Source organism: Nocardioides sp. P5_E3, assembly GCF_054049275.1.
Genome location: NZ_JBFUMR010000033.1, coordinates 1 through 23,150 on the forward strand (window position 1 = coordinate 1; position 23,150 = coordinate 23,150).

Annotated in this window: 20 protein-coding genes; 6 read left to right on the forward strand and 14 right to left on the reverse strand. The window is 71.4% G+C overall.

The window, feature by feature from the left end:
- Positions 1-232: 232 nt before the first annotated feature.
- On the reverse strand, positions 233-976 hold the full coding sequence (dapB, locus tag ACXJKB_RS18640; protein ID WP_457191100.1) for a 4-hydroxy-tetrahydrodipicolinate reductase: 744 nt from the start codon (positions 974-976) through the stop codon (positions 233-235).
- A 116-nt stretch (positions 977-1,092) separates the two neighbouring features.
- Between dapB and ACXJKB_RS18645 the strand changes: the two genes are divergently transcribed.
- Complete coding sequence (locus ACXJKB_RS18645; protein WP_191196803.1) at positions 1,093-1,608, forward strand: class I SAM-dependent methyltransferase; 516 nt, start codon at positions 1,093-1,095, stop codon at positions 1,606-1,608.
- A 3-nt stretch (positions 1,609-1,611) separates the two neighbouring features.
- Here ACXJKB_RS18645 and ACXJKB_RS18650 read toward each other — a convergent pair whose 3' ends face one another.
- The 4 genes from ACXJKB_RS18650 to ACXJKB_RS18665 all read right to left on the reverse strand — a co-directional run bounded on the left by ACXJKB_RS18650 (position 1,612) and on the right by ACXJKB_RS18665 (position 6,295).
- Positions 1,612-2,922: a M16 family metallopeptidase gene (locus tag ACXJKB_RS18650; RefSeq protein ID WP_457191012.1), complete on the reverse strand. Its 1,311-nt coding sequence runs from the start codon at positions 2,920-2,922 to the stop codon at positions 1,612-1,614.
- A 111-nt stretch (positions 2,923-3,033) separates the two neighbouring features.
- Positions 3,034-5,271, reverse strand: a complete 2,238-nt coding sequence (locus ACXJKB_RS18655; protein WP_457191014.1) for a polyribonucleotide nucleotidyltransferase — start codon at positions 5,269-5,271, stop codon at positions 3,034-3,036.
- Positions 5,272-5,543: 272 nt separating this feature from the next.
- The gene (rpsO, locus tag ACXJKB_RS18660) at positions 5,544-5,819 is read right to left on the reverse strand and encodes a 30S ribosomal protein S15 (protein ID WP_056906479.1); all 276 of its coding nucleotides are present in this window, start codon (positions 5,817-5,819) and stop codon (positions 5,544-5,546) included.
- Positions 5,820-6,028: 209 nt separating this feature from the next.
- Entirely contained in the window at positions 6,029-6,295 is a 267-nt protein-coding gene (locus tag ACXJKB_RS18665) for a DUF6458 family protein (protein ID WP_191196801.1), read from the reverse strand.
- A 129-nt stretch (positions 6,296-6,424) separates the two neighbouring features.
- Here ACXJKB_RS18665 and ACXJKB_RS18670 point away from each other — a divergent pair, with 129 nt between their 5' ends.
- Positions 6,425-8,554: a molybdopterin-dependent oxidoreductase gene (locus ACXJKB_RS18670; RefSeq protein ID WP_457191017.1), complete on the forward strand. Its 2,130-nt coding sequence runs from the start codon at positions 6,425-6,427 to the stop codon at positions 8,552-8,554.
- A 5-nt stretch (positions 8,555-8,559) separates the two neighbouring features.
- Here ACXJKB_RS18670 and ACXJKB_RS18675 read toward each other — a convergent pair whose 3' ends face one another.
- From ACXJKB_RS18675 to ptsP, 4 genes are all read right to left on the reverse strand, one after another.
- Positions 8,560-8,994, reverse strand: a complete 435-nt coding sequence (locus ACXJKB_RS18675) for a PTS sugar transporter subunit IIA (protein ID WP_378543272.1) — start codon at positions 8,992-8,994, stop codon at positions 8,560-8,562.
- A 158-nt stretch (positions 8,995-9,152) separates the two neighbouring features.
- Positions 9,153-10,661, reverse strand: a complete 1,509-nt coding sequence (locus tag ACXJKB_RS18680; protein WP_457191020.1) for a PTS mannitol transporter subunit IICB — start codon at positions 10,659-10,661, stop codon at positions 9,153-9,155.
- 136 nt (positions 10,662-10,797) lie between these two features.
- A complete protein-coding gene (locus tag ACXJKB_RS18685) occupies positions 10,798-12,534 on the reverse strand; it encodes an alcohol dehydrogenase catalytic domain-containing protein (RefSeq protein ID WP_457191022.1) in 1,737 nt (578 codons plus the stop codon).
- Between the two features lie 113 nt (positions 12,535-12,647).
- Positions 12,648-14,339 (reverse strand): phosphoenolpyruvate--protein phosphotransferase, encoded by a 1,692-nt coding sequence (ptsP, locus tag ACXJKB_RS18690; protein WP_457191024.1) that lies wholly within the window; start codon positions 14,337-14,339, stop codon positions 12,648-12,650.
- Positions 14,340-14,439: 100 nt separating this feature from the next.
- On the opposite strand from ptsP, the gene ACXJKB_RS18695 reads away from it, so the two are divergent.
- The 4 genes from ACXJKB_RS18695 to ACXJKB_RS18710 are packed head-to-tail and all read left to right on the forward strand — an operon-like array spanning position 14,440 to position 18,585.
- Complete coding sequence (locus tag ACXJKB_RS18695) at positions 14,440-15,207, forward strand: DeoR/GlpR family DNA-binding transcription regulator (RefSeq protein WP_457191026.1); 768 nt, start codon at positions 14,440-14,442, stop codon at positions 15,205-15,207.
- Positions 15,204-16,169: a 1-phosphofructokinase family hexose kinase gene (locus ACXJKB_RS18700; protein WP_457191028.1), complete on the forward strand. Its 966-nt coding sequence runs from the start codon at positions 15,204-15,206 to the stop codon at positions 16,167-16,169. Before ACXJKB_RS18695 ends, ACXJKB_RS18700 begins: the two co-directional genes overlap by 4 nt.
- Positions 16,166-18,298: a PTS fructose transporter subunit IIABC gene (locus ACXJKB_RS18705; protein WP_457191030.1), complete on the forward strand. Its 2,133-nt coding sequence runs from the start codon at positions 16,166-16,168 to the stop codon at positions 18,296-18,298. Before ACXJKB_RS18700 ends, ACXJKB_RS18705 begins: the two co-directional genes overlap by 4 nt.
- 44 nt (positions 18,299-18,342) lie before the next feature.
- Positions 18,343-18,585: an HPr family phosphocarrier protein gene (locus tag ACXJKB_RS18710; protein WP_135840713.1), complete on the forward strand. Its 243-nt coding sequence runs from the start codon at positions 18,343-18,345 to the stop codon at positions 18,583-18,585.
- 101 nt (positions 18,586-18,686) lie between these two features.
- On the opposite strand, the gene ACXJKB_RS18715 is transcribed toward ACXJKB_RS18710, so the two are convergent.
- The 5 genes from ACXJKB_RS18715 to rbfA form a co-directional block, all read right to left on the reverse strand.
- The gene (locus tag ACXJKB_RS18715; RefSeq protein WP_457191032.1) at positions 18,687-19,679 is read right to left on the reverse strand and encodes a hypothetical protein; all 993 of its coding nucleotides are present in this window, start codon (positions 19,677-19,679) and stop codon (positions 18,687-18,689) included.
- Positions 19,676-20,611: a bifunctional riboflavin kinase/FAD synthetase gene (locus tag ACXJKB_RS18720; protein ID WP_457191034.1), complete on the reverse strand. Its 936-nt coding sequence runs from the start codon at positions 20,609-20,611 to the stop codon at positions 19,676-19,678. The genes ACXJKB_RS18715 and ACXJKB_RS18720 overlap by 4 nt, the downstream gene beginning before the upstream one ends.
- 80 nt (positions 20,612-20,691) lie before the next feature.
- Positions 20,692-21,552: a hypothetical protein gene (locus ACXJKB_RS18725; RefSeq protein ID WP_457191036.1), complete on the reverse strand. Its 861-nt coding sequence runs from the start codon at positions 21,550-21,552 to the stop codon at positions 20,692-20,694.
- A gap of 158 nt (positions 21,553-21,710) precedes the next feature.
- Positions 21,711-22,583 (reverse strand): tRNA pseudouridine(55) synthase TruB, encoded by an 873-nt coding sequence (gene truB, locus ACXJKB_RS18730; RefSeq protein WP_457191038.1) that lies wholly within the window; start codon positions 22,581-22,583, stop codon positions 21,711-21,713.
- Positions 22,583-23,065, reverse strand: a complete 483-nt coding sequence (gene rbfA, locus ACXJKB_RS18735) for a 30S ribosome-binding factor RbfA (RefSeq protein WP_457191040.1) — start codon at positions 23,063-23,065, stop codon at positions 22,583-22,585. Before rbfA ends, truB begins: the two co-directional genes overlap by 1 nt.
- Positions 23,066-23,150: the final 85 nt, after the last annotated feature.

A 23,150-nucleotide genomic window follows, 5' to 3' on the forward strand; every position in this document is an offset into this window, starting at 1 on the left:
GGCCCGGACCGCCGCGGGCGCGCCCTGCGCGGTCGAGGCGGTGGTCAGCGGCAGCGCCGCCGCGGTGGCGGCGGCGACGGCGAGCGCGGCGAGTCCTGCGGTTCTGCGCATGGATGGGGCCTTCCGAGAGGTGGGCCGGGCACCCGAGTGGGCCCGACACCCTCCCCAACGAGCGGCCGCGACGGCGGGTTACGCCCGCTGGCGCTCCGGGAAGGGCGCTCGGCTCCGGGACTCAGCCGATGTCGAGGAAGGCGTCGAGCCCGACGGTGAGGCCCGGGTGGTCGCCGATGGCGCGGATGCTCGTGAGCACGCCGGGCGTGAACGAGACCCGGTCGAGGGAGTCGTGGCGGATCGTCAGGGTCTCCCCGGCCGTCCCGAGGATGACCTCCTGGTGCGCCACGAGGCCGCGGACGCGCAGGCCGTGCACACGGACGCCGTCGACGTCGGCGCCACGCGCGCCCTCGAGGCCGGTGGACGTCGCGTCGGGCATCGGGGCACTGCCGGCGTCGCGGCGGGCGGCGGCGATCAGCTCAGCCGTGCGCCGCGCGGTGCCGGACGGGGCGTCGGCCTTGTCGGGGTGGTGCAGCTCGACGACCTCGACCGACTCGAAGAACGGGGCGGCCTGCGCGGCGAAGCGCATCATCAGGATCGCGCCGATGGAGAAGTTGGGGGCGATCAGCACGCCGACACCCGGGGCGTCGGCGAGCCAGGCCTCGAGCTGGTCGAGCCGGGGCTGGTCGAAGCCGGTCGTGCCGACGACGGCGTGGATGCCGTGCTCGATGCAGAAGCGCAGGTTGTCCATCACGACGTCGGGGTGGGTGAAGTCCACGACCACCTCGGCGCCAGCCCGGGCGAGCTCCTCGAGCTCGTCGCCGGCGTCCACCGAGGCCACCAGCTCGGCGTCGGTGGCCCCGTCGACGGCCCGGCAGACCTCCGAGCCGACCTTGCCGCGGGCGCCCAGCACGCCCACCCGGATCTGTGCCCGGACCTGTGCATCGTCTCCTGTGCTCACGCGGTCAACCGTATCGGCCTGTGCGTATCGGTGTGTGGCGGTGGCTGACGCGCGAACAGCCGTCTGGCAGGCTGTGGGCCATGCCTGCTTCGACCATCCCGCCGCGCATCAAGTGGGCCGTCGACCTCATGGACGTCCAACCGGCCGACCAGGTCCTCGAGATCGGCTGCGGTCCCGGCGCCGGCGCCGAGGCGATCTGCGCCAAGCTGGAGACCGGCAAGCTGTTCGCGATCGACCGATCCGAGTCGGGCGTGGACCGCACCAAGCGCCGCAACCAGAAGTACGTCGACGCCGGCCGGCTCGTCGTGCGCCAGATCGACCTCGCCACGCTCCGCGTCCCGGTCAAGCGCCTCAACAAGGTCTTCGCGTTCAACGTCAACCTGTTCTGGGTGCGCCCCTGCGACGACGAGGTCGCCCTCCTGCACGAGCGCGTCGTCCCCGGGGGCGCGGTCTACCTCTTCTACGAGGCCGCCCGTCCCGAGCTGGTGCCCAACATCGTGAAGAAGGCCTCCGAGAACCTCCTCCGCGGCGGCTTCCGGGTCAGCGTCGTGGAGCAGAAGGCTCCCCCGGTCATCGGGATCATCGCCAAGCGCTGAGCGTCAGGACTTCGTGGGCCCCACGACGGCGAGCAGCTCGGGCTGGGTGAAGAGCTCCCGGGCGAGCGTGGCGACGTCCTCGGGGGTGACGGCCTCGATCCGGTCGACCACCTCGTCGATCGTGAGCAGCTCGTCGTGGACGAGCTCGGCCTTGCCGATGCGCGACATCCGCGAGCCGGAGTCCTCCAGGCCGAGCACGAGGCCGCCCTTGAGCTGGCCCTTGCCGCGCTCGACCTCCTCGTCGGTCAGGCCCTCGGCCGCGACCTTGGCCAGCTCGCTGCGCACGGTCTCGAGCACGGCGGCGTACTTCCCGGGCAAGCAGCCGACCGAGACCCCGACGACACCTGCGTCGGCGTGGTGGCTGGCGAAGGAGTAGACGGAGTAGGCCAGGCCGCGCAGCTCGCGCACCTCCTGGAACATCCGCGAGGAGGTGCCGCCGCCGAGGGCGGTGTTGAGCACGCCGAGGGTGTAGCGGCGGGGGTCGGTGCGGGTCATCCCCTTGACCCCGAGGACCAGGTTGACCTGCTCCTGCGGGCGGATGGTGCGCGCCTCGCCGGGGGTCACCTTGCGGGCGCGCTCGGACTGCACTGAGGGCGTCGGGTCGGCCGCTCCCTCGAGGAAGCCGCCGCGACCGAACGCCTGCCGCACCTGGCGTACGACGGTGGCGTGGTCGATGTTGCCGGCGACCGACACGACCATGTTGTCGGGGCGGTAGTGGCGCCGGTAGAAGCGCTGGATCTGGGCGCGGGTCATCGCGGTGATCGAGGCGTCGGTGCCGGCGATCGGGCGACCGAGCGGGGTGTCACCCCACGCCTGGTGCGCGAAGAGGTTGTGCACCACGTCGTCCGGGTCGTCGTCGTGCATGGCGATCTCGTCGAGGATGACGTCGCGCTCGGCCTCGACGTCGGCCGCGGTGATGGTCGAGGCGGTGACCATGTCACCGAGCACGTCGACGGCGGTGCCGAGGTCCTCGTCGAGGACCCGCGCGTGGAAGACCGTGTACTCCTTGGTCGTGAAGGCGTTGAACTCGCCGCCGACCGCGTCGAGCGCGACGGAGATGTCCATCGCCGTGCGCTCGGGGGTGCCCTTGAAGAGCAGGTGCTCGAGGAAGTGCGAGCAGCCGTGCAGCGCGGGCGTCTCGTCGCGCGAGCCGACCGCCACCCAGATGCCGATGCTCGCCGAGCGGGTGCCGGCCATCTGCTCGGTGACGACGCGCAGGCCGCTGGGCAGGACCGTACGTCGTACGCGCGAGGTGACCGCGCCGTCGGCGTCCTTCACGGTGTGGAGGGTGCGGGTGGTGCCGTTCTTCTGCACAGGGGTCCTTCCGGGCGGAGCAGGGGCGGTTCACGAGTGGCGCAGGGGGTGAAGCGCCACGACCGGCCGGCCAGACGGCCGACCGGTCGTGGGTGGAGCAGGAGCGTCAGGTCACTCGGCGTCGACGGCCTCGGGGGCGTCGACCGACTCCTCGGAGTCACCCTCCGCCTCGTCGACGACGGGGACCAGCGAGAGCTTGCCGCGGTCGTCGATCTCGGCGATCGAGACCTGGACCTTCTGGCCCACCGACAGCACGTCCTCGACGGCCTCCACGCGCTTGCCACCGGCCAGGGCGCGGAGCTTGCTGATGTGGAGCAGGCCGTCCTTGCCCGGCATGAGCGAGACGAAGGCACCGAAGTTGGTCGTCTTGACCACGGTGCCGAGGTAGCGCTCGCCGATCTCGGGCATCGTCGGGTTGGCGATCGCGTTGACCGCGGCCTTGGCGGCCTCGGCTGCCTCGCCGTTGGTCGCACCGATGTAGACCGTGCCGTCGTCCTCGATGGACAGCGTCGCGCCCGTGTCGTCCTGGATCTGGTTGATGACCTTGCCCTTGGGACCGATCACCTCGCCGATCTTGTCGACGGGCACGCGGACGGTGATGATGCGCGGCGCGTGCACCGACATCTCCTCCGGGGCGTCGATGGCCTCGGCCATCACGTCGAGGATCGCCAGACGCGCGTCGCGGGCCTGGTTGAGGGCGGACGCCAGCACCTCGGCGGGGATGCCGTCGAGCTTGGTGTCGAGCTGGAGGGCCGTGACGAACTCGCGCGTACCGGCGACCTTGAAGTCCATGTCACCGAACGCGTCCTCGGCGCCGAGAATGTCGGTCAGCGCGACGTACTGCGTCTCGCCGTCGACCACGTCGGAGATGAGGCCCATCGCGATGCCGGCGACGGAGGCCTTCAGCGGCACACCGGCCTGCAGCAGCGACAGGGTCGAGGCGCAGACCGAGCCCATCGAGGTGGAGCCGTTGGAGCCCATGGCCTCGGAGAGCTGGCGGATGGCGTAGGGGAACTCCTCGCGCGACGGAAGCACGGGCAGGATCGCGCGGCGCGCGAGCGCACCGTGGCCGACCTCGCGGCGCTTGGGCGAGCCCACGCGACCGGTCTCGCCGGTGGAGAACGGCGGGAAGACGTACTTGTGCATGTAGCGGCGGTGCTTCTCCGGCGACAGCGTGTCGAGCTGCTGCTCGAGCTTGAGCATGTTGAGGGTGGTGACGCCCAGGATCTGGGTCTCGCCACGCTCGAACAGCGCCGAGCCGTGGACGCGCGGGATCACGTTGACCTCGGAGTGCAGCGGACGGATGTCGGCCAGGCCGCGGCCGTCGATGCGGATCTTGTCGCGCAGCACGCGCTGGCGGACCAGCGCCTTGTTGAGCGAGCGGAACGCCGCGCCGATCTCCTTCTCGCGACCCTCGAACTGGCCGGAGAGCTTCTCGACCAGCGCGGCCTTGATCTCGTCGACCTTGAGCTCGCGCTCCTGCTTGTCGGCGATGGTCATCGCGGCGGCGGTGTCGTCCTTCGCGGCGGCCTCGACGGCCGCGTAGACGTCGTCCTCGTAGTCGAGGAAGACGGGGAAGTCCTGGACCGGCTTGGCGGACTCGGCGGCGAGCTGGGCCTGCGCCTCGACGAGCTGCTTGATGAAGGGCTTGGCGGCGTCGAGGCCACCGGCCACGACCTCCTCGGTCGGCGCCTGGGCGCCGCCCTGCACGAGGGCGATGGTGTCCTCGGGCGCCTCGGCCTCGACCATCATGATGGCGACGTCACCGGTCTCGGTGACGCGACCGGCGACGACCATGTCGAAGACGGCCGACTCGAGCTGCGAGTGGCTGGGGAACGCGACCCACTGACCGTCGATGAGCGCCACGCGGACGCCGCCGACGGGGCCGGAGAACGGCAGGCCGGAGAGCTGGGTCGACAGCGACGCGGCGTTGATGGCCAGCACGTCGTAGGGCATGTCGGGGTCGAGCGCCATGACGGTGATGACGACCTGGACCTCGTTGCGCAGGCCCTTCTTGAAGGTCGGGCGCAGCGGCCGGTCGATGAGGCGGCAGGTGAGGATCGCGTCCTCGCCCGGGCGACCCTCGGAGCGGAAGAAGGAGCCGGGGATCTGGCCCACGGCGTACATCCGCTCCTCGACGTCGATCGTCAGGGGGAAGAAGTCGAAGTGGTCCTTGGGCGTCTTGCCCGCGGTCGTCGCCGAGAGCAGCATGGTCTCGTCGTCGAGGTAGGCCGTGACGGAGCCGGCGGCCTGGCGGGCGAGCAGGCCGGTCTCGAACTTGACCGTGCGCTTGCCGAACTTGCCGTTGTCGAGGACGGTCTCGACAGCGGAGATGATGGGTTCACTCATGGAAGCAGGATCCTGCTTTCTCTTCGCGGAGCGATCCGCGGCGTCCACCCCTCATGCGGTGGACCATCGAAGGTCCCGCGGGGCCGGTCTTCGATCGAGGCCCGCAGATCGACGCGCCCGAGGGCGGGGATCTGAAGGCCACTACCGAGGACCGGGCGACGAGGCGGGTCGCTCCTGTTGGGTGTTGTTTCAGTTGTGCCGGGACGACACTAGCGCGGCGCGGCCCGGATGTGAGAGGAGCGGCTCCCCGTGGCGGGGAGCCGCTCCGTGACTCAGCGGCGGAGGCCGAGGCGCTCGACGATGGAGCGGTAGCGCTCGATCTCCGTCTTCTGCAGGTAGTTGAGCAGGCGGCGGCGCTGGCCGACGAGCAGCAGCAGACCACGACGGCTGTGGTGGTCGTGCTTGTGCGTCTTGAGGTGCTCGGTGAGGTGCGAGATGCGGTGGCTGAGCAGCGCGATCTGGACCTCGGGGGAACCGGTGTCACCCTCGGTCAGGGCGTACTCGGCGATGATCTTCTTCTTGGTCTCCGCGTCGGTACCAATCGACATGGGGGCTCCTTCGGTTCTCGTTGCGCGGCGCGCCCGGGCCTGTTCACCGGGGCACTCTGGTTCCGCGGCCGTCGTGACGGCGTGTCGCCCTCCTGGGCAACCGGTCGAGCGTACCAACGAGCGGCTCGGCTCCCCCAATCCACGCCCGACGCCGCAGGAGCCCCCGCCGTGTCCGGCGGGGGCTCCTGTTCACGTGGACCGCGAGCGGCTCAGACGGCCGGCGGGGCCGGCGGGTCGGACTCGGTGGTCCGCTGCGTCGACGCCTGGCGACCCTGGGCGTCGGTGGTGGTGGCGGTCGTGGTGTGCTGCCGCTTGGTGTTCTGCTGGATCAGCGTGAGCACCAGCCACAGCACCCCGGCCAGGACCAGGATCCATCCCAGGGTGGTGACCTCGAGGGGACCCACCTGCTGCTGGTTGAACGCCAGCGCGAGGATCAGTCCCACGACGATCAGGCCGATCGGCCCTCCGAAACCCATGACGTGCTCCGTTCTGTTGGTGGATGCTGCCCGGCGGCCCTGTGGCCCGGCCCGGGCTCGGCCGAGTCTGGCGCGCGACCGCTGCGCTGTCATCCCCCTGTGGGAGGTGCGGCGTGCGACGATCCACACATGGGCGAGAGGCGGATCGGTGTCTGCAACCTCTGCGAGGCGATCTGTGGCCTCGAGCTGACGATCGAGGGGCGTGACGTCGTCGGCGTGCGCGGCAACCCGGCCGATCCCCTGTCCCGCGGGCACATCTGCCCGAAGGGGGTGGCGATCGCCGACGTGTACGCCGACCCCGACCGGTTGCGGCGCCCGGTCCGTCGTGTCGGCGATGGCCACCACGCCCGGTGGCAGGAGATCGGCTGGGACGAGGCGTTCGACCTGGTCGCCGACAACCTCGCGCGCGTGATCAACGAGCACGGCGACGACGCGCTCGGCGTCTACCTCGGCAACCCCAACGCCCACAGCCTGGGGTCGATGACGCACGGCACTGCGATGTTCAAGTCGTTCCGGACGAGGAACCGCTACTCCGCCACCTCGGTCGACCAGCTCCCCCACCAGCTCGTGGCACACCTCGTCTTCGGCCACCAGCTCTTCCTGCCGATCCCCGACATCGACCGCACGTCGTGGTTCCTCGTGGTCGGCGGCAACCCGATGGCCTCCAACGGCTCGCTGATGACGGTGCCCGACTTCCCGCAGCGCCTGCGCGACCTGCGGGCGCGCGGCGGCAGGATGGTCGTCCTCGACCCGCGCCGCACCGAGACCGCCAAGGTGGCCGACGAGCACCACTTCGTCCGACCGGGCACCGACGCGTGGGTGCTGCTCGCGATGCTGCACGTCCTCACCGCCGAGGCCTCGCCCAACGACCTGCCCACCGTGGCGTCGTACGTCGACGGGCTGGACACGGTGGTCGAGCTCGTCGCCGGGTTCACCCCCGAGCGCGCCGAGGCGGTCAGCGGGTTGCCGGCGGCGGAGGTCCGCCGCCTCGCCCGCGAGCTCGCGGCCGCGGACTCCGGCGTCGTCTACAGCCGGATCGGCGTGTCCGCCGGCCCGTGGGGCACCGTGTGCCAGTGGGCGGTGACCTGCCTCAACGTGCTCACCGGCAACCTCGACCGCCCCGGCGGAGCGATGTTCACGACCCCGGCGATCGACGCTGTGGGCACGGGGCTGATCGGCCGCGGCCACCACGACGCCTGGCGCTCGCGGGTGCGCGGGCTGCCGGAGACCGCCGGCGAGCTTCCCGTGGCGGCGCTGCGCGAGGAGATCGAGACGCCCGGCGAGGGACAGGTCCGGGCCCTGCTCACTGTCGCCGGGAACCCGGTGCTGTCGACGCCCGACGGCGCCCGGCTCGACCGCGCGTTGCGCGACCTCGACTTCATGGCCGCCGTGGACATCTACGTCAACGAGACCACCCGGCACGCCGACGTGATCCTGCCGCCCACCACGGCGCTCGAGCGCGACCACTACGACCTCGTCTTCCACCTGCTGGCCGTGCGCAACACGGCCCGCTTCACCCCGGCCGTCTTCGAGAAGGAGCCCGACCAGCGCCACGACTGGGAGGTCTTCCGCGAGATCACCCTGCGCACGGCAGCGCGCCTGGACCGCAAGGCCCCGCTCAAGAAGCGGCTGGTGCAACGGGCCCGGCTGACCGCGAGCCCCACCTTCCTCATCGGGCAGCTGCTGCGCCGCGGGTCGAGCGGCGTCACCCTGGCCAAGCTCCGCAGGCGACCGGCCGGCGTCGACCTCGGTCCGCTCCGCGGCGGCCAGCTGCCCGACCGGTTGCCGGCGCGGAGCAAGCGGGTCGACCTGGCGCCCGCCCTGGTGGTGGAGGACGTGGCCCGTCTCGCGCGCGTCCCGGCTCCCGCAGCCGACGAGCTGGTCCTCATCGGCCGCCGCCACCAGCGCGACTGCAACTCCTGGATGCACAACTCCGAGCGGCTCACCCGTGGCCGGCCGCGCCACCAGCTGCTGATGAACCCCGACGACCTGGCGCAGCGTGCCATCGAGGACGGCTCGCGCGTGCGGGTCACCTCGCGGGTCGGGTCGGTGGAGGTGGAGGTGGCCGCGTCGGACGACCTGATGCCGGGCGTGGTCTCGCTCCCCCACGGCTACGGCCACGCGGGCGACGGCGTCCTGATGTCACGCAGCCGCGAGGTGCCGGGCGTCTCCGTCAACGACCTCACCGACCCCGAGCTGCTCGACGTGTCGGGGAACGCCGCGCTCAACGGCGTACCCGTCGCCGTCACTGCGGTCTGACCGCCTCAGGCGCTGACGTCGCCCAGGACGGCGAGCACGTCGTCCGGGGTCTGCGCCGCGTCGAGGGCGGCGATGCTGGCGTCGTCGGTGAACGCGCCGGCGAGGGCCTGCAGCACGGTCAGGTGGTCGTCACCCGCACCCGCGATGCCCACGACGTAGCGGGCCGGGCTGCCCTTCCAGTCGATCGGCTGGTCGTAGCGGACGAACGAGATCGCGGTGTGGCGGATCAGCGCCTTCGCCTCGTTGGTGCCGTGCGGGATGGCGAGCCCATTGCCCATGAACGTGGAGACCGAGGTCTCGCGCTCGTGCATGGCGTCGACGTAGGCCTCGTCGACCGCGCCGCTCGCGACCAGCAGCCGACCGGCCTCGGTGATCGCTGCGTCCCTGTCCGTGGCCTGGCCGCCGAGCACGATGGCCTCCCTGCTCAGTACGTCGCTCATGGGGCGTCTCTCTTCCTCGCAGTGTCGGGTTGGCTGGAAAATCTTGGCTGGAGATCCTGGGTGGAAATCATCAGACCACACGCTCGCGGCGGAGGGTGGTCGCCGAAGGGTCGAGCCCGGCCTCCCCGGGGGGAGGGCCGGGCTCGACCGTCCGGGCGTCAGGTCCGGTTGTTCTCGCGGACCATCTCCACGATCTCGTCGTAGCGTGGACTGGCCATGAAGTTGTCGACCGAGACGTGCTCGGCGGACGGTGTCCTCTGGCGGGCCCGGTCGGTGAGGTCCTGGTGGCTGACCACGAGGTCGTAGCTGTCCTCGAGGTTGGCGATCGCCTTGTTGACGACCGTCACCTCCGGGTGCCCGGCGTCCTGGATCTTCTTGCGGAGCACCGAGGCACCCATCGCCGAGGACCCCATCCCCGCGTCGCACGCGAAGACGATGTTGCGGATCTCGCGGGTGGCGGTGGCGGTGGCCGTGGCCACGCCACCTGTCAGGGCGCCGGCGACCGACGACTTCTTGCCCTTGGTGGCCTCCATCTGCGCGGTCGCAGCGGTCAGGTCACCCTCGTCGTCGGACTTGTCCATCTTCAGCAGCAGCGACGCCACGACGAGCGTGACGGCCGCGGCGCCGAAGACGCCGAGGGTCACTCCGAGGTAGTCACCCCTGGCGGTCTGTGCGTACACCGCGAAGATCGAGCCCGGGGCCGCGGGCGCCCGGAGGCCCACGTCGAACGCCACGTTGATCGCGACGCCGGTCATGCCGCCGGCGATCATGGCGAGGATCAGGCGCGGCTTCATCAGCACGTAGGGGAAGTAGATCTCGTGGATGCCGCCGAAGAACTGGATGATCGCCGCGCCGGGGGCGGTCGCCTTCGGCACACCGCGGCCGAAGAACGAGTAGGCGAGCAGCAGGCCGAGGCCCGGACCGGGGTTCGCCTCGAGCAGGAACAGCACCGACTTGCCGGTGTCCGCGGCCTCGGTGAGACCCAGCGGGGTCAGGACGCCGTGGTTGATGGCGTTGTTGAGGAAGAAGACCTTCGCGGGCTCGATGACGATCGAGGTCAGCGGCAGCAGGTTGTTGTCCACCAGCCACTCGACCGCGTTGCCCAGGACCTCCATGACCTCGTTGACCACGGGAGCGACGACCCAGAACCCGACGATCGCCATCACGAACGCCAGGATGCCGGCCGAGAACATGTTGACGAGCATCTCGAAGCCGGCCTTGACCTTGCCGTCCCAGAGGGCGTCGAGCCGCTTCATGATGTAGGCCGTCAGGGGGCCGAGGATCATCGCGCCGATGAACATGTGCACCTGGCCGAGCGGGGCGTCGCCCGCGGGCAGGTCGGCGTTGAAGTTCGCCACGAGCAGGTCGGAGCCGGCGATCGCTCCCATCACCGCGAAGCCACCGACCACGGCACCGCGGTCGCCGTGGACCATGCGGCCGCCCGTCGCGGCGATGAGGATCGGAAGGGCGTAGTGGATGATCGGGCCGACCATCGTGGCGAGGTCGGCGTTCGGCAGCCAGCCGACGTCGATGACCAGGGCGGTGAGCAGTCCCCACGCGATCAGTGCCGGGATGTTGGGCATGATCATGTTGGAGAGGAAGGTGCCGAACTTCTGCACGCGCACCCTGGCACCGGAGCCGGTGGGGGCCGTGAATGTTGTGGCCATGCTGATGTCCTCCAGTCGAACGCGGGGGTGACCCCCATCACATGATGTCGCGATTAAACCTCACGTTCGGGCATGTTGCCAAGCATTCGGGCACGATTTGTGCCCGACCTTGTGGCTTTGCCCCGGACAGGCGGCGCTAGCCGCTCAGCTGGCTGTCGAAGAGCGCCTTCTCCGCCTCGTCGTTCCAGGTGTCGCCGGGTCCCAGCTTCGCGGCGACGTCCGGGAGCTTCTCCTTCAGCTCGTCGAGCCCCATGAGCGGGAGGTCGTGGATCTGGGGGAAGATCAGGACCTTCCCGGAGTAGCTGCCGTCGACCAGGGCCTGGAGCCCGTCCTTGGCCGCGCGCATGCCGCCGACGGCGCCCACGATGGATCCCGGGGAGAGTTCACCCCGGTTGGCCAGGTCGACCACCTGCTGCTGGTCGTGGATGGTCAGTCCGGACGTCCCGGTGTACTGGGCGTTGTCCAGGTACACCGCGCTCAGGTTCAGCGGCGCGAGCGTGCCGTTGGGGACACCGGCGAAGAAGACCAGCATGCCGTCGGCGTTCATCAGGGTGTCGGCCTCGGCCATCACGCCGGAGATGGGGACGCTGACCACCACGTCGTCGGCCCCCCGGTCGTCGGTGATCCCCATGACGAAGTCGTGGAGGGACTCCTCCGACGTCTGCGAGTTGAAGGTGAGCAGCTCGCAGTCGTTGCTCGCCGCCAGGTGGGCCAGACGGTCCTCGAGGGCCTTCAGGCGCTCGTCGCTCACTTCAGTGGCGACGATCGTCCGGGGGCCGTCGGGCTGCTGGATGGCCCGCTGGACGTGCATCAGCCCCATGGGGCCGCCGGCGCCCACGAAGACCGTCGTGCCCTGCGGACGCAGGTCACAGCGGTTGCGCGCCTCTCCGTACGAGGCGGCGATGTCCGGGCCCCGGCCGCCGAGGTAGGCGGTGTAGTCGTAGTGCAGACGGCCCACGTCGGTGTCCACCAGGCCGTCGAGAGCGGTCTCGCCCACCATGTTGAGGGTGCCCCGCCGGGCGATGTGCTTGGCCACGGCACCCGCCGTCGCCGCGGAACGAGGATCGAGCATGACGATGTCGTCGAAGCCGGCGCCGTCGGTCAGCTCGTCCACCAGTGCCTGGTAGTCGTCGGCGCCGATGCCGTTGCGCACGACCGTGTCGGCCGAGGTGCGCTCCACGAGCTCCGCCACCGAGGCGGGCACGTCGGTCATCACGATGGTGGCCGGGGCGTCCAGGCCGGAGGAGAAGAGGTAGTCGCGCTCGTCGCCGGGCCGGCCGACGATCCACATGGTCCCGCCGGCCTTGGGCTCGAGGCGGCGACGCTGGGTGTAGGCGGCCATCACGCAGCCCCAGGGCTCCAGCGTGGAGCCCTCGGCGTACCCCATCGTGTCGGGGAGCGGCAGCAGGCAGGCGCCGTCGTCGGTCTCGAGCATCTCCGCACCCATGAGGTGGTACTGGATCAGTCCGCCGGGAATCGTGTAGCCGTAGGCCGTGCTCTTGCCGTCCTGGTAGATGTCGGGCTGCACGGCCAGCCGCTGGCCGGCGTGGTACTGGTCCTGGAGGTGGTCACCGACCTCGATGACGGTGAGGCTCACCTCGTGCCCCAGCCGGGTGGGCTCCTTCGCCAGGTCGCGGTCGTAGAGCTTCGGGTGGCTGCCGCCCTGACGCATGATCTTCACGTCGGAGAAGCAGAGGCCCACGCTGTCGATGCGCACCAGCATGTGGTCGGCGTCGGTCTCGGGGATGGCGACCAGCTCGGGCGCGCCGTCCTTGCCCATGTTGTCCTCGCCCGCGCCCCACAGGTTCCAGGCCCAGGCTTCCTCCGGCAGGTCGAGATCGGCCGCGCGGTAGCGGTCGTACGCTGATGTCATGGGTTCCTCCGTGTTGAGGTGGACGGCGCCTCCGGGGACATCACCAGAGCCACGGGCCGGAGGCCGATCTCCCGAGGCTGGTCCCGCCTGACGAGGCGGGGGTCCATCAACGCTCAGTGACCGAGCAGCTCCCGGACGGCGGCTCGCGCGGCCATCGGGTCGGGAGCACCCAGGGCGGCCTCGGCCGCCGCCTCGCACGTCTCGAAGCTGACCTTGCCGAGCTGCGCGCCCACGGGGCGTACGGCGCGCGCGGCCATGGAGAGCGACGTGATGCCCATCCCGATGAGCGCCGTGGCGAGCAGCGGGTCGGCCGCCGCCTCGCCGCAGACGCCGACGGGCTTGCCGGCCTCGGTGCCGGCGTGGGCCGTGATCGCGATGAGCTGGAGCACGGCCGGCTGCCAGGGGTCGGTCAGGTGCGCGAGGTCGGTGGCCATCCGGTCGGCGGCCATGGCGTACTGGGTGAGGTCGTTGGTGCCGATCGAGAGGAAGTCGACGACCTCGAGCATCCGGTGCGCGAGCAGCGCGGCGCTGGGGATCTCGACCATCACGCCGGCCTTGAGCCCGCGCGCGCGGACCTTGGCGGAGAAGTCGGCGGCCTCGGCCACCGTGGCGACCATGGGCGCCATCACCCAGGTCTCGGTGCCGGTCCGCTCGGCCGCGGCGGCGATGCCGTCGAGCTGGCGGTCCATCAGGCCGGGGTTGTCGAAGCTGAGCCGCAGTCCGCGGACACCGAGGGCGGGGTTCTCCTCGCCCTCGTGGGTCGCGAACGCGATCGGCTTGTCGGAGCCGGCGTCGAGGGTGCGTACGACGACGTAGCGGCCGTCTGCGTAGGGCGCGAGGACCGCGCTGTAGATCTCCGCCTGCTCCTCGACGGTCGGCTCCTCCTTCTGGTCGAGGAAGCACAGCTCGGTGCGGAACAGGCCCACTCCCCCGACCGGCTCGACCCCCGCGGACTCGGCGGAGGGGCCGTCGGCGACGTTGGCGAGCAGCTTGACCGGCATGCCGTCGGACGTCGCGGCGGGGCCGTTCCAGCTGGCGAGCTCCTCGCGGAGGCGACGGCTCTCCTCGACGCGCGCGCGGGCCGCCTCGGGGTCGGCGCCCTGCTCAATGGTGCCGGCCTCGCCGTCGACGACCACGAAGGCCCCGGCCGGGACCGCCATGATGCCGGCGGCGCCGACCACGCACGGGATGCCGAGCTGGCGGGCGATGATCGCCGTGTGGCTGGTGGCGCCGCCGCGCTCGGTGACGAGGGCGGTGACCAGCTCGGGGTCGAGGCCGGACGTGTCGCTCGGGGCCAGGTCCTCGGCCACCAGGATCGACGGCTCGCTCGGGGTCGGCACGCCGGGGGCGGGCTCACCCACCAGGTGGGCCACCACGCGCCGCTCGATGTCGCGCAGGTCGGTGACGCGCTCGGCCATCAGGCCGCCCATGTTGGTGAAGATCGTGACGAACTGCTCGACCGCTCCCTGCACCGCGGTGACGGGACCCTGCCCGGCCTGCAGGTTCTTGGCGACGCCCGAGCGCAGGCCCTTGTCGCGGGCCAGCCCGGCGCTCGCGGTGAGAACCTGGGCCGCCGCGCCCTGGGCGGAGGCCGCCTTGGCGGTGAAGGTCTCGGCGACCGCGGCCGCGGCGTCGTCGTAGGCCGTCAGCGCGGCGTCGGCGTCGGCGAAGTCGCCGTCGCCGTAGCGGGCGATCGCGTCGGGCGACACCTCGCCGCGCACGTGGAGGACGGGTCCGGCGGCGACTCCCGGGACGACCGGGGTCCCGCTGAGCGTGGTCGCGGATGGGTCGGCGGATGTGGTCATGGACACACCGTAGAACACCGGGTTGTTGACAAGCAACACATTCGGGACTAAAACAACACATACACAGATCGTTCGTCGACGTACGTGGAAGGTGGACCGGATGTACGCGGAAGAGCGCCAGCAGGCGATGGCCCACCTGATCAGTCGGCGCGGCCGGCTCTCGGTGGTCCAGCTGGCGGAGCAGTTCGAGGTCACCACCGAGACCGTGCGCCGCGACCTGTCCACGCTCGATCGGATGGGACTGGTCCGACGCGTCCACGGCGGCGCGGTCCCGGCCGGCTCGCTCACCGTCATCGAGTCAGGCATCGGTGAGCGCGACCAGTCCAACACTCAGGCCAAGGAGGCCATCGCCAATGCAGCCGTCTCCCTGCTGCCGCCCCCGGACTCGGTCATCGTGATCGACGCGGGCAGCACCACCGCGCGCTTCGCCGCCGCCCTCCCCCGCGACCACCGGCTGACCGTCATCACCCACGCCGTGCCGGTCGCGACCCGGCTGGCCGGGCTGCCCCAGATCGAGCTCCACCTGCTGCCCGGCAAGGTGCGGCCCACGACCCACGCCGCGGTCGGCGCCGAGACCGTCGCCGCCCTGGCGGACCTCCGCGCCGACGTGGCGTTCATCGCCACCAACGGGCTCACCGTCGGCCACGGGCTCACCACCCCCGACAGCGACGAGGCGGCGAGCAAGCGCGCGATGATCGCCTGCGCGCGCAAGACGGTCGTGCTCGCCGACTCCACCAAGCTCGGCGTCGAGACGGCCGTGCGGTTCGCGACCCTCGACAGCCTCGACGTCCTCGTCACCGACAGCGACGTGGAGCCTGCGGACCTCCGGGCGCTCGAGAGCGCCGGGATCGAGGTGGTGGTCGCATGATCCTCACCCTCACCCCCAACCCCAGCATCGACCGCACGGTCGCCCTGGACGGCGAGCTGGCTCGCGGCCAGGTGCACCGGGTGGCGTCGGTGACCTCGCAGGCGGGAGGCAAGGGCGTCAACATCTCCCGGGCCGCCGTCACCGCCGACATCCCCAGCATCGCCGTCGTACCCGCCGCCAAGGACGACGCCTTCGTCATCGAGCTGCTGGGCGCGGGCATCGACTGCCGGCCGGTGCGACCCGCCGGCGACGTACGGGTCAACCTCACGATCACCGAGCCCGACGGCACGACGACCAAGCTCAACTCCCCCGGCGCCGCCGTGCTCCCGCTCCACCTCGAGCTGATGGCGCAGGCCGTGCTGGTCCGCGCCTCGAGCGCCGACTGGACGGTGCTCGCCGGGTCGTTGCCCGCAGGCGCCCCTCCCGGGTTCTACGCCGAGCTCGTACGACGACTGCGCGAGGTGGGCGGCCGCGTGGCCGTCGACACCAGCGAGGCCCCGCTGCAGGCGCTCGTCGACGCGCTGCCGGACTCCGCGCCCGACCTGATGAAGCCCAACGGCGAGGAGCTCGCCTCCTTCACCGGCGGCGACGCCGACGAGCTGGAGTCCGACCCCCGCGCGACCGCGGCGGCCGCCCGCCAGCTCATCGAACGCGGCGTCGGAGCCGTGCTGGCCACCCTCGGCGGCAACGGCGCCGTGCTCGTGACGCCCGACGGCGCCTGGCACGCGACCCCGCCCCCCACCACAGTCGTCAGCACCGTCGGTGCCGGCGACTCCAGCCTCTTCGGCTACCTGCTCGGCGACATCCGGGGGCTGCCCGCCCCGGAGCGCCTCGCACTGGCCGTCGCCTACGGCAGCGCCGCCGCAGGGCTCCCCGGTACCACCATCCCCCAACCGTCGCAGCTCCGCACGGAGCTCGTCGGAGTCACCGCCCTCACCCCCTCCACGGGAGGCACAGCATGACCTCACTGATCACCACCGACCTCGTCCGGCTGGGCGCCGACTGGGGCTCGGACAAGCACGACGTCATCCGCGCCCTCGCCGGCGTCGTGGACGACGCCGGCCGAGCCACCAGCAAGGACCAGCTCATCGAGGACGCGTTCGCGCGCGAGTCCACCTCCGCGACCGGTCTCCCGGGCGGCATCGCGATCCCGCACTGCCGCACGGCCGGGGTCGAGGTGCCGACGCTCGCCTTCGCGCGCCTCGAGCCGCCCGTCGACTTCGGCGCGAAGGACGGCCCGGCCGACCTGGCGTTCCTCATCGCCGCGCCGGCCGGCGGCGACGCCGACCACCTCACCATCCTCACCAAGCTGGCCCGCGCCCTGGTCAAGCCCGCCTTCACCGACGCGCTCCGGGCCGCGGAGAGCGACGAGGAGGTCGTCGACCTGGTCGCCCACGAGCTCGGCGAGCCCGCGCCGGCCCCGAAGCACGCCGCCCCGGCGTCCGGTGCGCCCGCCGGAGCAGCCGTCGCCGGTGGCGGGGAGACGACCGCCGCCGGGCAGCACGCCGGCGCCGCGGCTCCTGCCGCGACAGCCACCGCTGCTCCCGCCACGACGTCGCTCGTCGCCGTCACCGCGTGCCCGACCGGCATCGCCCACACCTACATGGCCGCCGAGGCCCTCGAGGCCGCCGCTGAGCGCGCCGGGGTCGACATCGCGGTCGAGACCCAGGGCTCGGTGGGTGCCACGCCGCTGCCGCACGACACGATCGCCCGCGCCGGCGCGGTGATCTTCGCCGTCGACGTCGGCGTGCGGGACCGCGGCCGGTTCGCCGGGAAGCCGATGGTGAGCTCGAGCGTGAAGCGCCCGATCGACGATGCCGACGCGATGATCGCGGAGGCGCTGCGCTACGCCGCCGATCCAGCGGGATCGCCGCGCGTGGAGGGCGAGGCCTCGGGCGGGGGTGGCGTCGTAGCCGAGGAGTCGTGGGGTGGGCGCGTCCGGCGGGTCCTGATGACCGGCGTTTCCTACATGATCCCGTTCGTGGCCGCGGGCGGTCTGCTGATCGCTCTCAGCTTCCTGCTCGGTGGCTACGAGATCGTCGGCCCCTACGGTGACATCGCCGTCAACAACGGCCTCTTCAACCTCCCCGACCCCGAGGCACTGGGGCTCGACCACGCGCTGTTCAACTCCGGACTGATGGCCTACATAGGGGCGCTCTTCTTCATCATCGGCAAGACGGCCTTCGCGCTGTTCCTGCCAGCCCTGGGCGGATACATCGCCTACGCGATCGCCGACCGCCCCGGCATCGCACCGGGCTTCGTCCTCGGTGGCCTCTCGGCCAACCTGTTCAACGTGCAGACCTCCGACGGCGTCGCCTACCCGGCCACCGGGTTCATCGGCGCGATGATCGGCGGCGCCCTGGCCGGCATCGCGGCCCACTGGATCGCGAGCTGGAAGGTGCCGACCTGGGCCCGCGGCCTGATGCCGGTCCTGGTCATCCCGCTGTTCGCGTCGGTGCTGGCCGGCCTGACGATGCTGATCGTGCTGGGCAGGCCGATCTCCTGGCTCATGGAGCAGCTGACCGAGGGGCTCAACTCGATGTCGGGAAGCAGCGCGATCCTCCTCGGGATCGTCCTTGGCCTGATGATGGCGTTCGACATGGGCGGTCCGCTCAACAAGGTCGCCTACACCTTTGCCGCCGTCGGTGTCGGGGGCGCGTCACTGGCCAGCGACGCACCCGAGCTCCAGATCATGGCCGCGGTCATGCTGGCGGGCATGGTCCCGCCGATCGCCCTGGCGCTGGCCACCGTCGTTCGGCCCGGGCTGTTCAGCATCCCCGAGCGCGAGAACGGGAAGGCCGGCTGGCTGCTGGGACTGTCGTTCATCACCGAGGGTGCCATCCCCTTCGCCGCGGCCGACCCGCTGCGCGTCATCCCGGGCATCATGGCCGGCAGCGCCGTCACGGGCGGGCTGTCGATGGCGATGGAGGTCGGCGTGCGGGCCCCGCACGGAGGGATCTTCGTGCTGTTCGCCGTCGAGAACGTCCTCGGCTACCTGATCGCGCTCGCCGCCGGCGTGGTCGTCGGTGCCTTTGCCGTCATCGCGCTCAAGAGCATCGGCAAGCCCGACACCGACGTCGCTACTGTCTGAGCACGTCACCCGTCCGACCCCAGTCCATACCCTTGAGGAGAACCATGCCCAGCAAGTCCGTCGTCGTCGGCTCCGCCGTCGGCCTCCACGCCCGTCCCGCCGCGATCATCGCCGAGAAGGCCGCCGAGCTCGGCTCGGACGTCACCATCAACGGCGTCGACGCGAGCTCCTCGCTGATGATCATGACCCTGGGCGCCGGCAACGGTGACACGGTCGAGGTCGCCGGTGACGACCAGGCCGCGGTCGACACGATCGCCGCGCTGGTCGAGCAGGACCTCGACGCCTGACCTCAGGCTTCACCGTCGTGGGCGGTGCGCCAGCCACATTCCGTACGTCGGAGAGGTGGCTGGGGCACCGCCCACGCGCGTGTCCGGGCTCGGCACGCCGGTCAGGCGCCGTGGCCGTCCCGCTCCCGGGTGGCGAGGTAGACCGCGCGCATCCCGACGGCCCGCGCGAGCTGGCTCTCGACCACGGAGAAGAACTGCCGGCGGTAGGTGTCGTCGGTGACGGCAGAGACCGTGAAGTAGAAGCCGCTGAACGACGCGAGGAACAGCGAGACCTTCACCAGCGACAGCGAGACGTGGGACAGCAGCGGAGCCTGGCCGACGGTGTCCGCGCCGGTCCAGGCCAGCTGGGTCTCCGTCTCCATCACCAACGAGCCGAACAGCATGAAGAACACGAACACCGTCACCGAGAGCAGCAGCACCTGCACGGTCTGGATGACCAGCAGCACGAGGATGAGGTTCCAGCGCTCGAAGCCGGAGACCTGCGCATGGTCCTGCGGGTCGATGCTCGGGTCCGCGGCGACCTCCCGGCTCGCCTGTTCCAGCGGCGTGCCAGCGCATGCGCGCACGACGAAGTCGTCATCCACCTCGTCGTCGACCCGGTCGACCTCCTCGGGCAGCCGCACGAGCAGGAACAGCACCGCCAGGCCGAACATCAGCAGGACCGTGAACCACAGCAGTCCGAACGGGAGGTTCGTGGTCATCTGCCACGCCTCGGCGTTGACGAAGAGGAAGGTCACGAAGACGAGCAGCAGCGGCAGTGCGCGCGAGGCCATCGGCACCAGGAAGCGCACGCTGCCCAGGGTGCGTGAGAGGGCGAACCCCAGGATCGGGCGCGCGTGCAGGGCGGTCGCGGCGTACCACAGCAGCGCGAGCCCCGCAGCCGAGAGCCAGACCGCCGGGCCGACGGCGTAGGACGTGTCGGTGGCCCAGGCCAGTGCCGCCACGCCGGCGGCGAGCAGGACGAGGACGAGCGTCAGGGTGACCAGGCGGCGGGGCCGCAGCCCGGCACGGGCAGCGGCGCGCTCCTCGGCGACGAAGTAGGGCAGGCCGTGCGAGAGGAACCAGGCCTCGACGCCGGTGTGGTGCCGCGTCACGCCAGGAGGTCCCGGGCGCGGCGTACGTCGTCGTGCATGGTCTCGATGAGGGCCTCCATGCCCTCGAACTTGACCATCCCGCGCAGCCGGTCGACGAAGGCGACCTCGACCTCGACGCCGTAGAGCTCGAGGTCGTCACGGTCGAGGACGTAGGACTCCACGCGACGGTCCCGCTCGCCGTCGAAGGTCGGGTTGGTGCCGACCGAGATCGCGGCGGGGTAGGTCTCCCCCGTGTCGAGCCGGGTCAGCCGGCCGGCGTACACGCCGTCGGCGGGGGCCGCGTCGACGGGCGGGATGGGGACGTTGGCCGTCGGGTAGCCCATCTCGCGGCCACGCTTGTCGCCCTCGACGACGGTGCCGCGGACGGTGAACGGTCGGCCCAACGCCTCCGCAGCCCCGGCGACGTCACCGGTGGCCAGGCACTGGCGGACATAGGTCGAGCTCCACACCTGCGGTCCGCCGTCGAGCGCCACGCCGACGGTCTCGAAGTCGCGGGACGTCCCGGCCTCGACCAACGTCGCGACCTCGCCGGCGGCCTTGGCACCGAAGCGGAAGTTGGAGCCGACGACGACCGCGCCGGCGTGCAGCGTGTCGACGAGGATCCGGTCGATGAACTCCAGCGGCGACCAGGACGCGATCTCGCGGTCGAAGCCGATCACCAGGATCGCGTCGACGCCGGCGCCCTCGAGCAGCCGGGCGCGCGTGTGGATCGAGGTCAGGGTCGGCGGGGCGTGCTCGGGCCGCAGGACCGCCATCGGGTGCGGGTCGAACGTCACCGCCACGACCGTGTCGATGCCGAGGCGCGCGGCACTGGCCCGCGCCTCGCGGAGCACGTGGGCGTGCCCGAGGTGCACGCCGTCGAAGTTGCCGATGCTCACCACGGTGCGGCCGAGGTCGGCCGGCACGTCGTCGACGTCTCGCCAGATCTGCACGGGCCGAGCCTAGTAGCAGCGGCAGGCGTGCCCGTCGCCCAGGCCGGGGCGACGGGCACGTCCGTGCTGCGCGGTGTGCCTCAGCGGACCTTGACGACCCTGTACATGCCCATGAACGCGTGCGGCATGCCCTTCATCGAGGCGTCGGGCCAGAAGCAGGTCAGGACGTAGCTCCCGGCGGGCAGCCGGTACTTCATCGCCATGTCGTGGCCCGGGCTGAGCACCCCCGAGTCGATGCCGGTCCGGAAGTCCACCGGCGGCGGCCCGGACTCGTTCTCCAGGAAGTCGGCGAAGTCGTCCAGCGTCTTGCCGGGCAACAGCTTCACCATGACGACGAAGTGGTTCTGGTCGGCCCGGTTCCTGAACCTCAGCCAGCCGTTGCGCGGGATGGCGGCAGGACGCTTGGACCACTTCGTGCTGTCGACCGCCGTCAGCGTCGCGTCCACCTTCATGCTGGCACCGGTGTCGACACCGCCCACGGACAGCTGCAGCCACGGCGAGCCGGTCTTGTTGGAGTCGACGGCGTAGTAGGTGCCGGGCTCGAGGTCGACCGCGAGCTTGCCGGCCTTGTCACTCGAGGCGCTCGCCCCACCCAACAGCGTGGTGTTGGCCTCGAAGCGCTTGAGGGCCTTGATCCTGTTCTTGTCGAGGCCGTTCTCGACGTCGAGCGCCGCCTGCTCGACCGTGTAGCCGGGAGCGAGGGCGACCAGCTGGAGCCCCGCCTGCCTGCGGGTCGTGGTGATCTTGAACGTGGTGACGCCGGGTGGGAGCGCGGTCGGCATCGTGATGACCCCCGCCCGGTCGATGCTGACGGCGACCATGCCGGCTGCTCTCCCCGACGGAGCGGCCTGACCGGCTGCGCCGGCCGTGCTACCAGTGAGCGCTCCTGCGGTCAGCACCATGATGCTGGCCCCGAGCGCGGCGATGCGATGGATGGACATGCCGTACCTCCCTCGGGCAGTGGCTCGCATCCTGCGACCCAGACCTGCCCCCTACACTGCTCCTCCGCACCGGGTCCGGCCAGCGCTCCACCGGGTGGTCAAGACCAGGGACGTCCACCCCTGAGGGGCAGACCTGCCCCCCGACCGTCAAGCCCCCGTCATCCGACGAAGACGGCCACCGATCGAGCCTGCTGCCCGCGCTGCTCGTAGAGCGCGAGGAACTGCCCGTCGGGTGCGAACACCGCGTGGGGGCCGTCCCCGGGGAGGGTGAGGTCGAGCCCACGACCGACCCGCACGTCGCCGGCCTGGTCCTCGTCGAGGTCGAGCGAGGCGAAGCTCGCGCGGGCGGCGTCGGCGATCGGCAGGACCGCGAAGTCGTCGGTCAGCTGCTCGAGGGTGCGGGCGACGGAGAGGTCGAAGGACCCGACGGCCGTACGCCGCAGCGCGGTCAGGTGGCCGCCCACCCCGAGCGCCGCCCCGACGTCGCGCGCGATGGCGCGGATGTAGGTGCCCGACGAGCACCGCACCGAGATGTCGACGTCGAGCCAGTCGCCGGCGACGCGCTGGTCGTGCACCACCAGCTCGTGGATCGTCACGGGCCGGGCCTTGAGCTCGACCTGCTCGCCGTCGCGGACACGCTGGTAGGCCCGCTTGCCGTCGACCTTGATCGCGGAGACCGCGGTCGGGACCTGGAGGATGTCGCCGACCAGCTCCTCGAGCTCCGTCTGGACCAGACCCGGCTGCAGGTGGGACGCCGGGGTGGACGCGGTGACCTCACCCTCGGCGTCGTCGGTGGTCGTCGAGACCCCGAGCCGCACCGTGGCGTCGTACGCCTTCTCGGTGAGCATGAGGTGGCCGAGGAGCCGGGTGGCGCGGTCCACGCCCAGCACGAGCACGCCTGTGGCCATCGGGTCGAGCGTGCCGGCGTGGCCGACCTTGCGGGTGCCGGCGAGCCGGCGTACCCGGGCCACCACGTCGTGCGAGGTCATGCCCGGGGCCTTGTCGACGACGACCAGACCGGGGTCGACCATCAGGCGCGGTCGTCCTCGGCGTCGAGGTCGTCGAGGTCGTCGTCCTCGTCGTCGAGCTCGTCCTCGGCAACGCGGGGCTTCTTGTAGGGGTCGGCCTCGCCGGCGTACGCCTCGACGCGACGGGCGGCGACCTCCTCGTCCTGCTGCTTGGCGCGCGCCAGCACCTCGTCGAGGGCGCGAGCGTTCTCGGGCAGGGCGTCGGGGATGAACGTCAGCGACGGCACGATGCGCATGCCGAGCTGCTTGGCGACCTCGGAGCGGATCACGCCCTTGGCCGACTCGAGGGCGGCGGCGGTGCTGGCCAGCTCGTCCTCGGCGCCGAGCACCGTGTAGAAGACCGAGGCCTGCTGGGAGTCACCGGTGACGCGGACGTCGGTGATGGTGACGAAGCCGAGGCGGGGGTCCTTGATCCGACGCTCGAGCATCTCGGCGACGATCACCTGGATCCGGTCGGCGATCTTGCGGACGCGGGGATTGGTCATGGCTCCAGTCTCTCCTACTCGGTGACCGGGCACTTCCTCGCGCCCGGACGTGCTGACCGGGCACCTCCTCGCGCTGGTGCGCGAG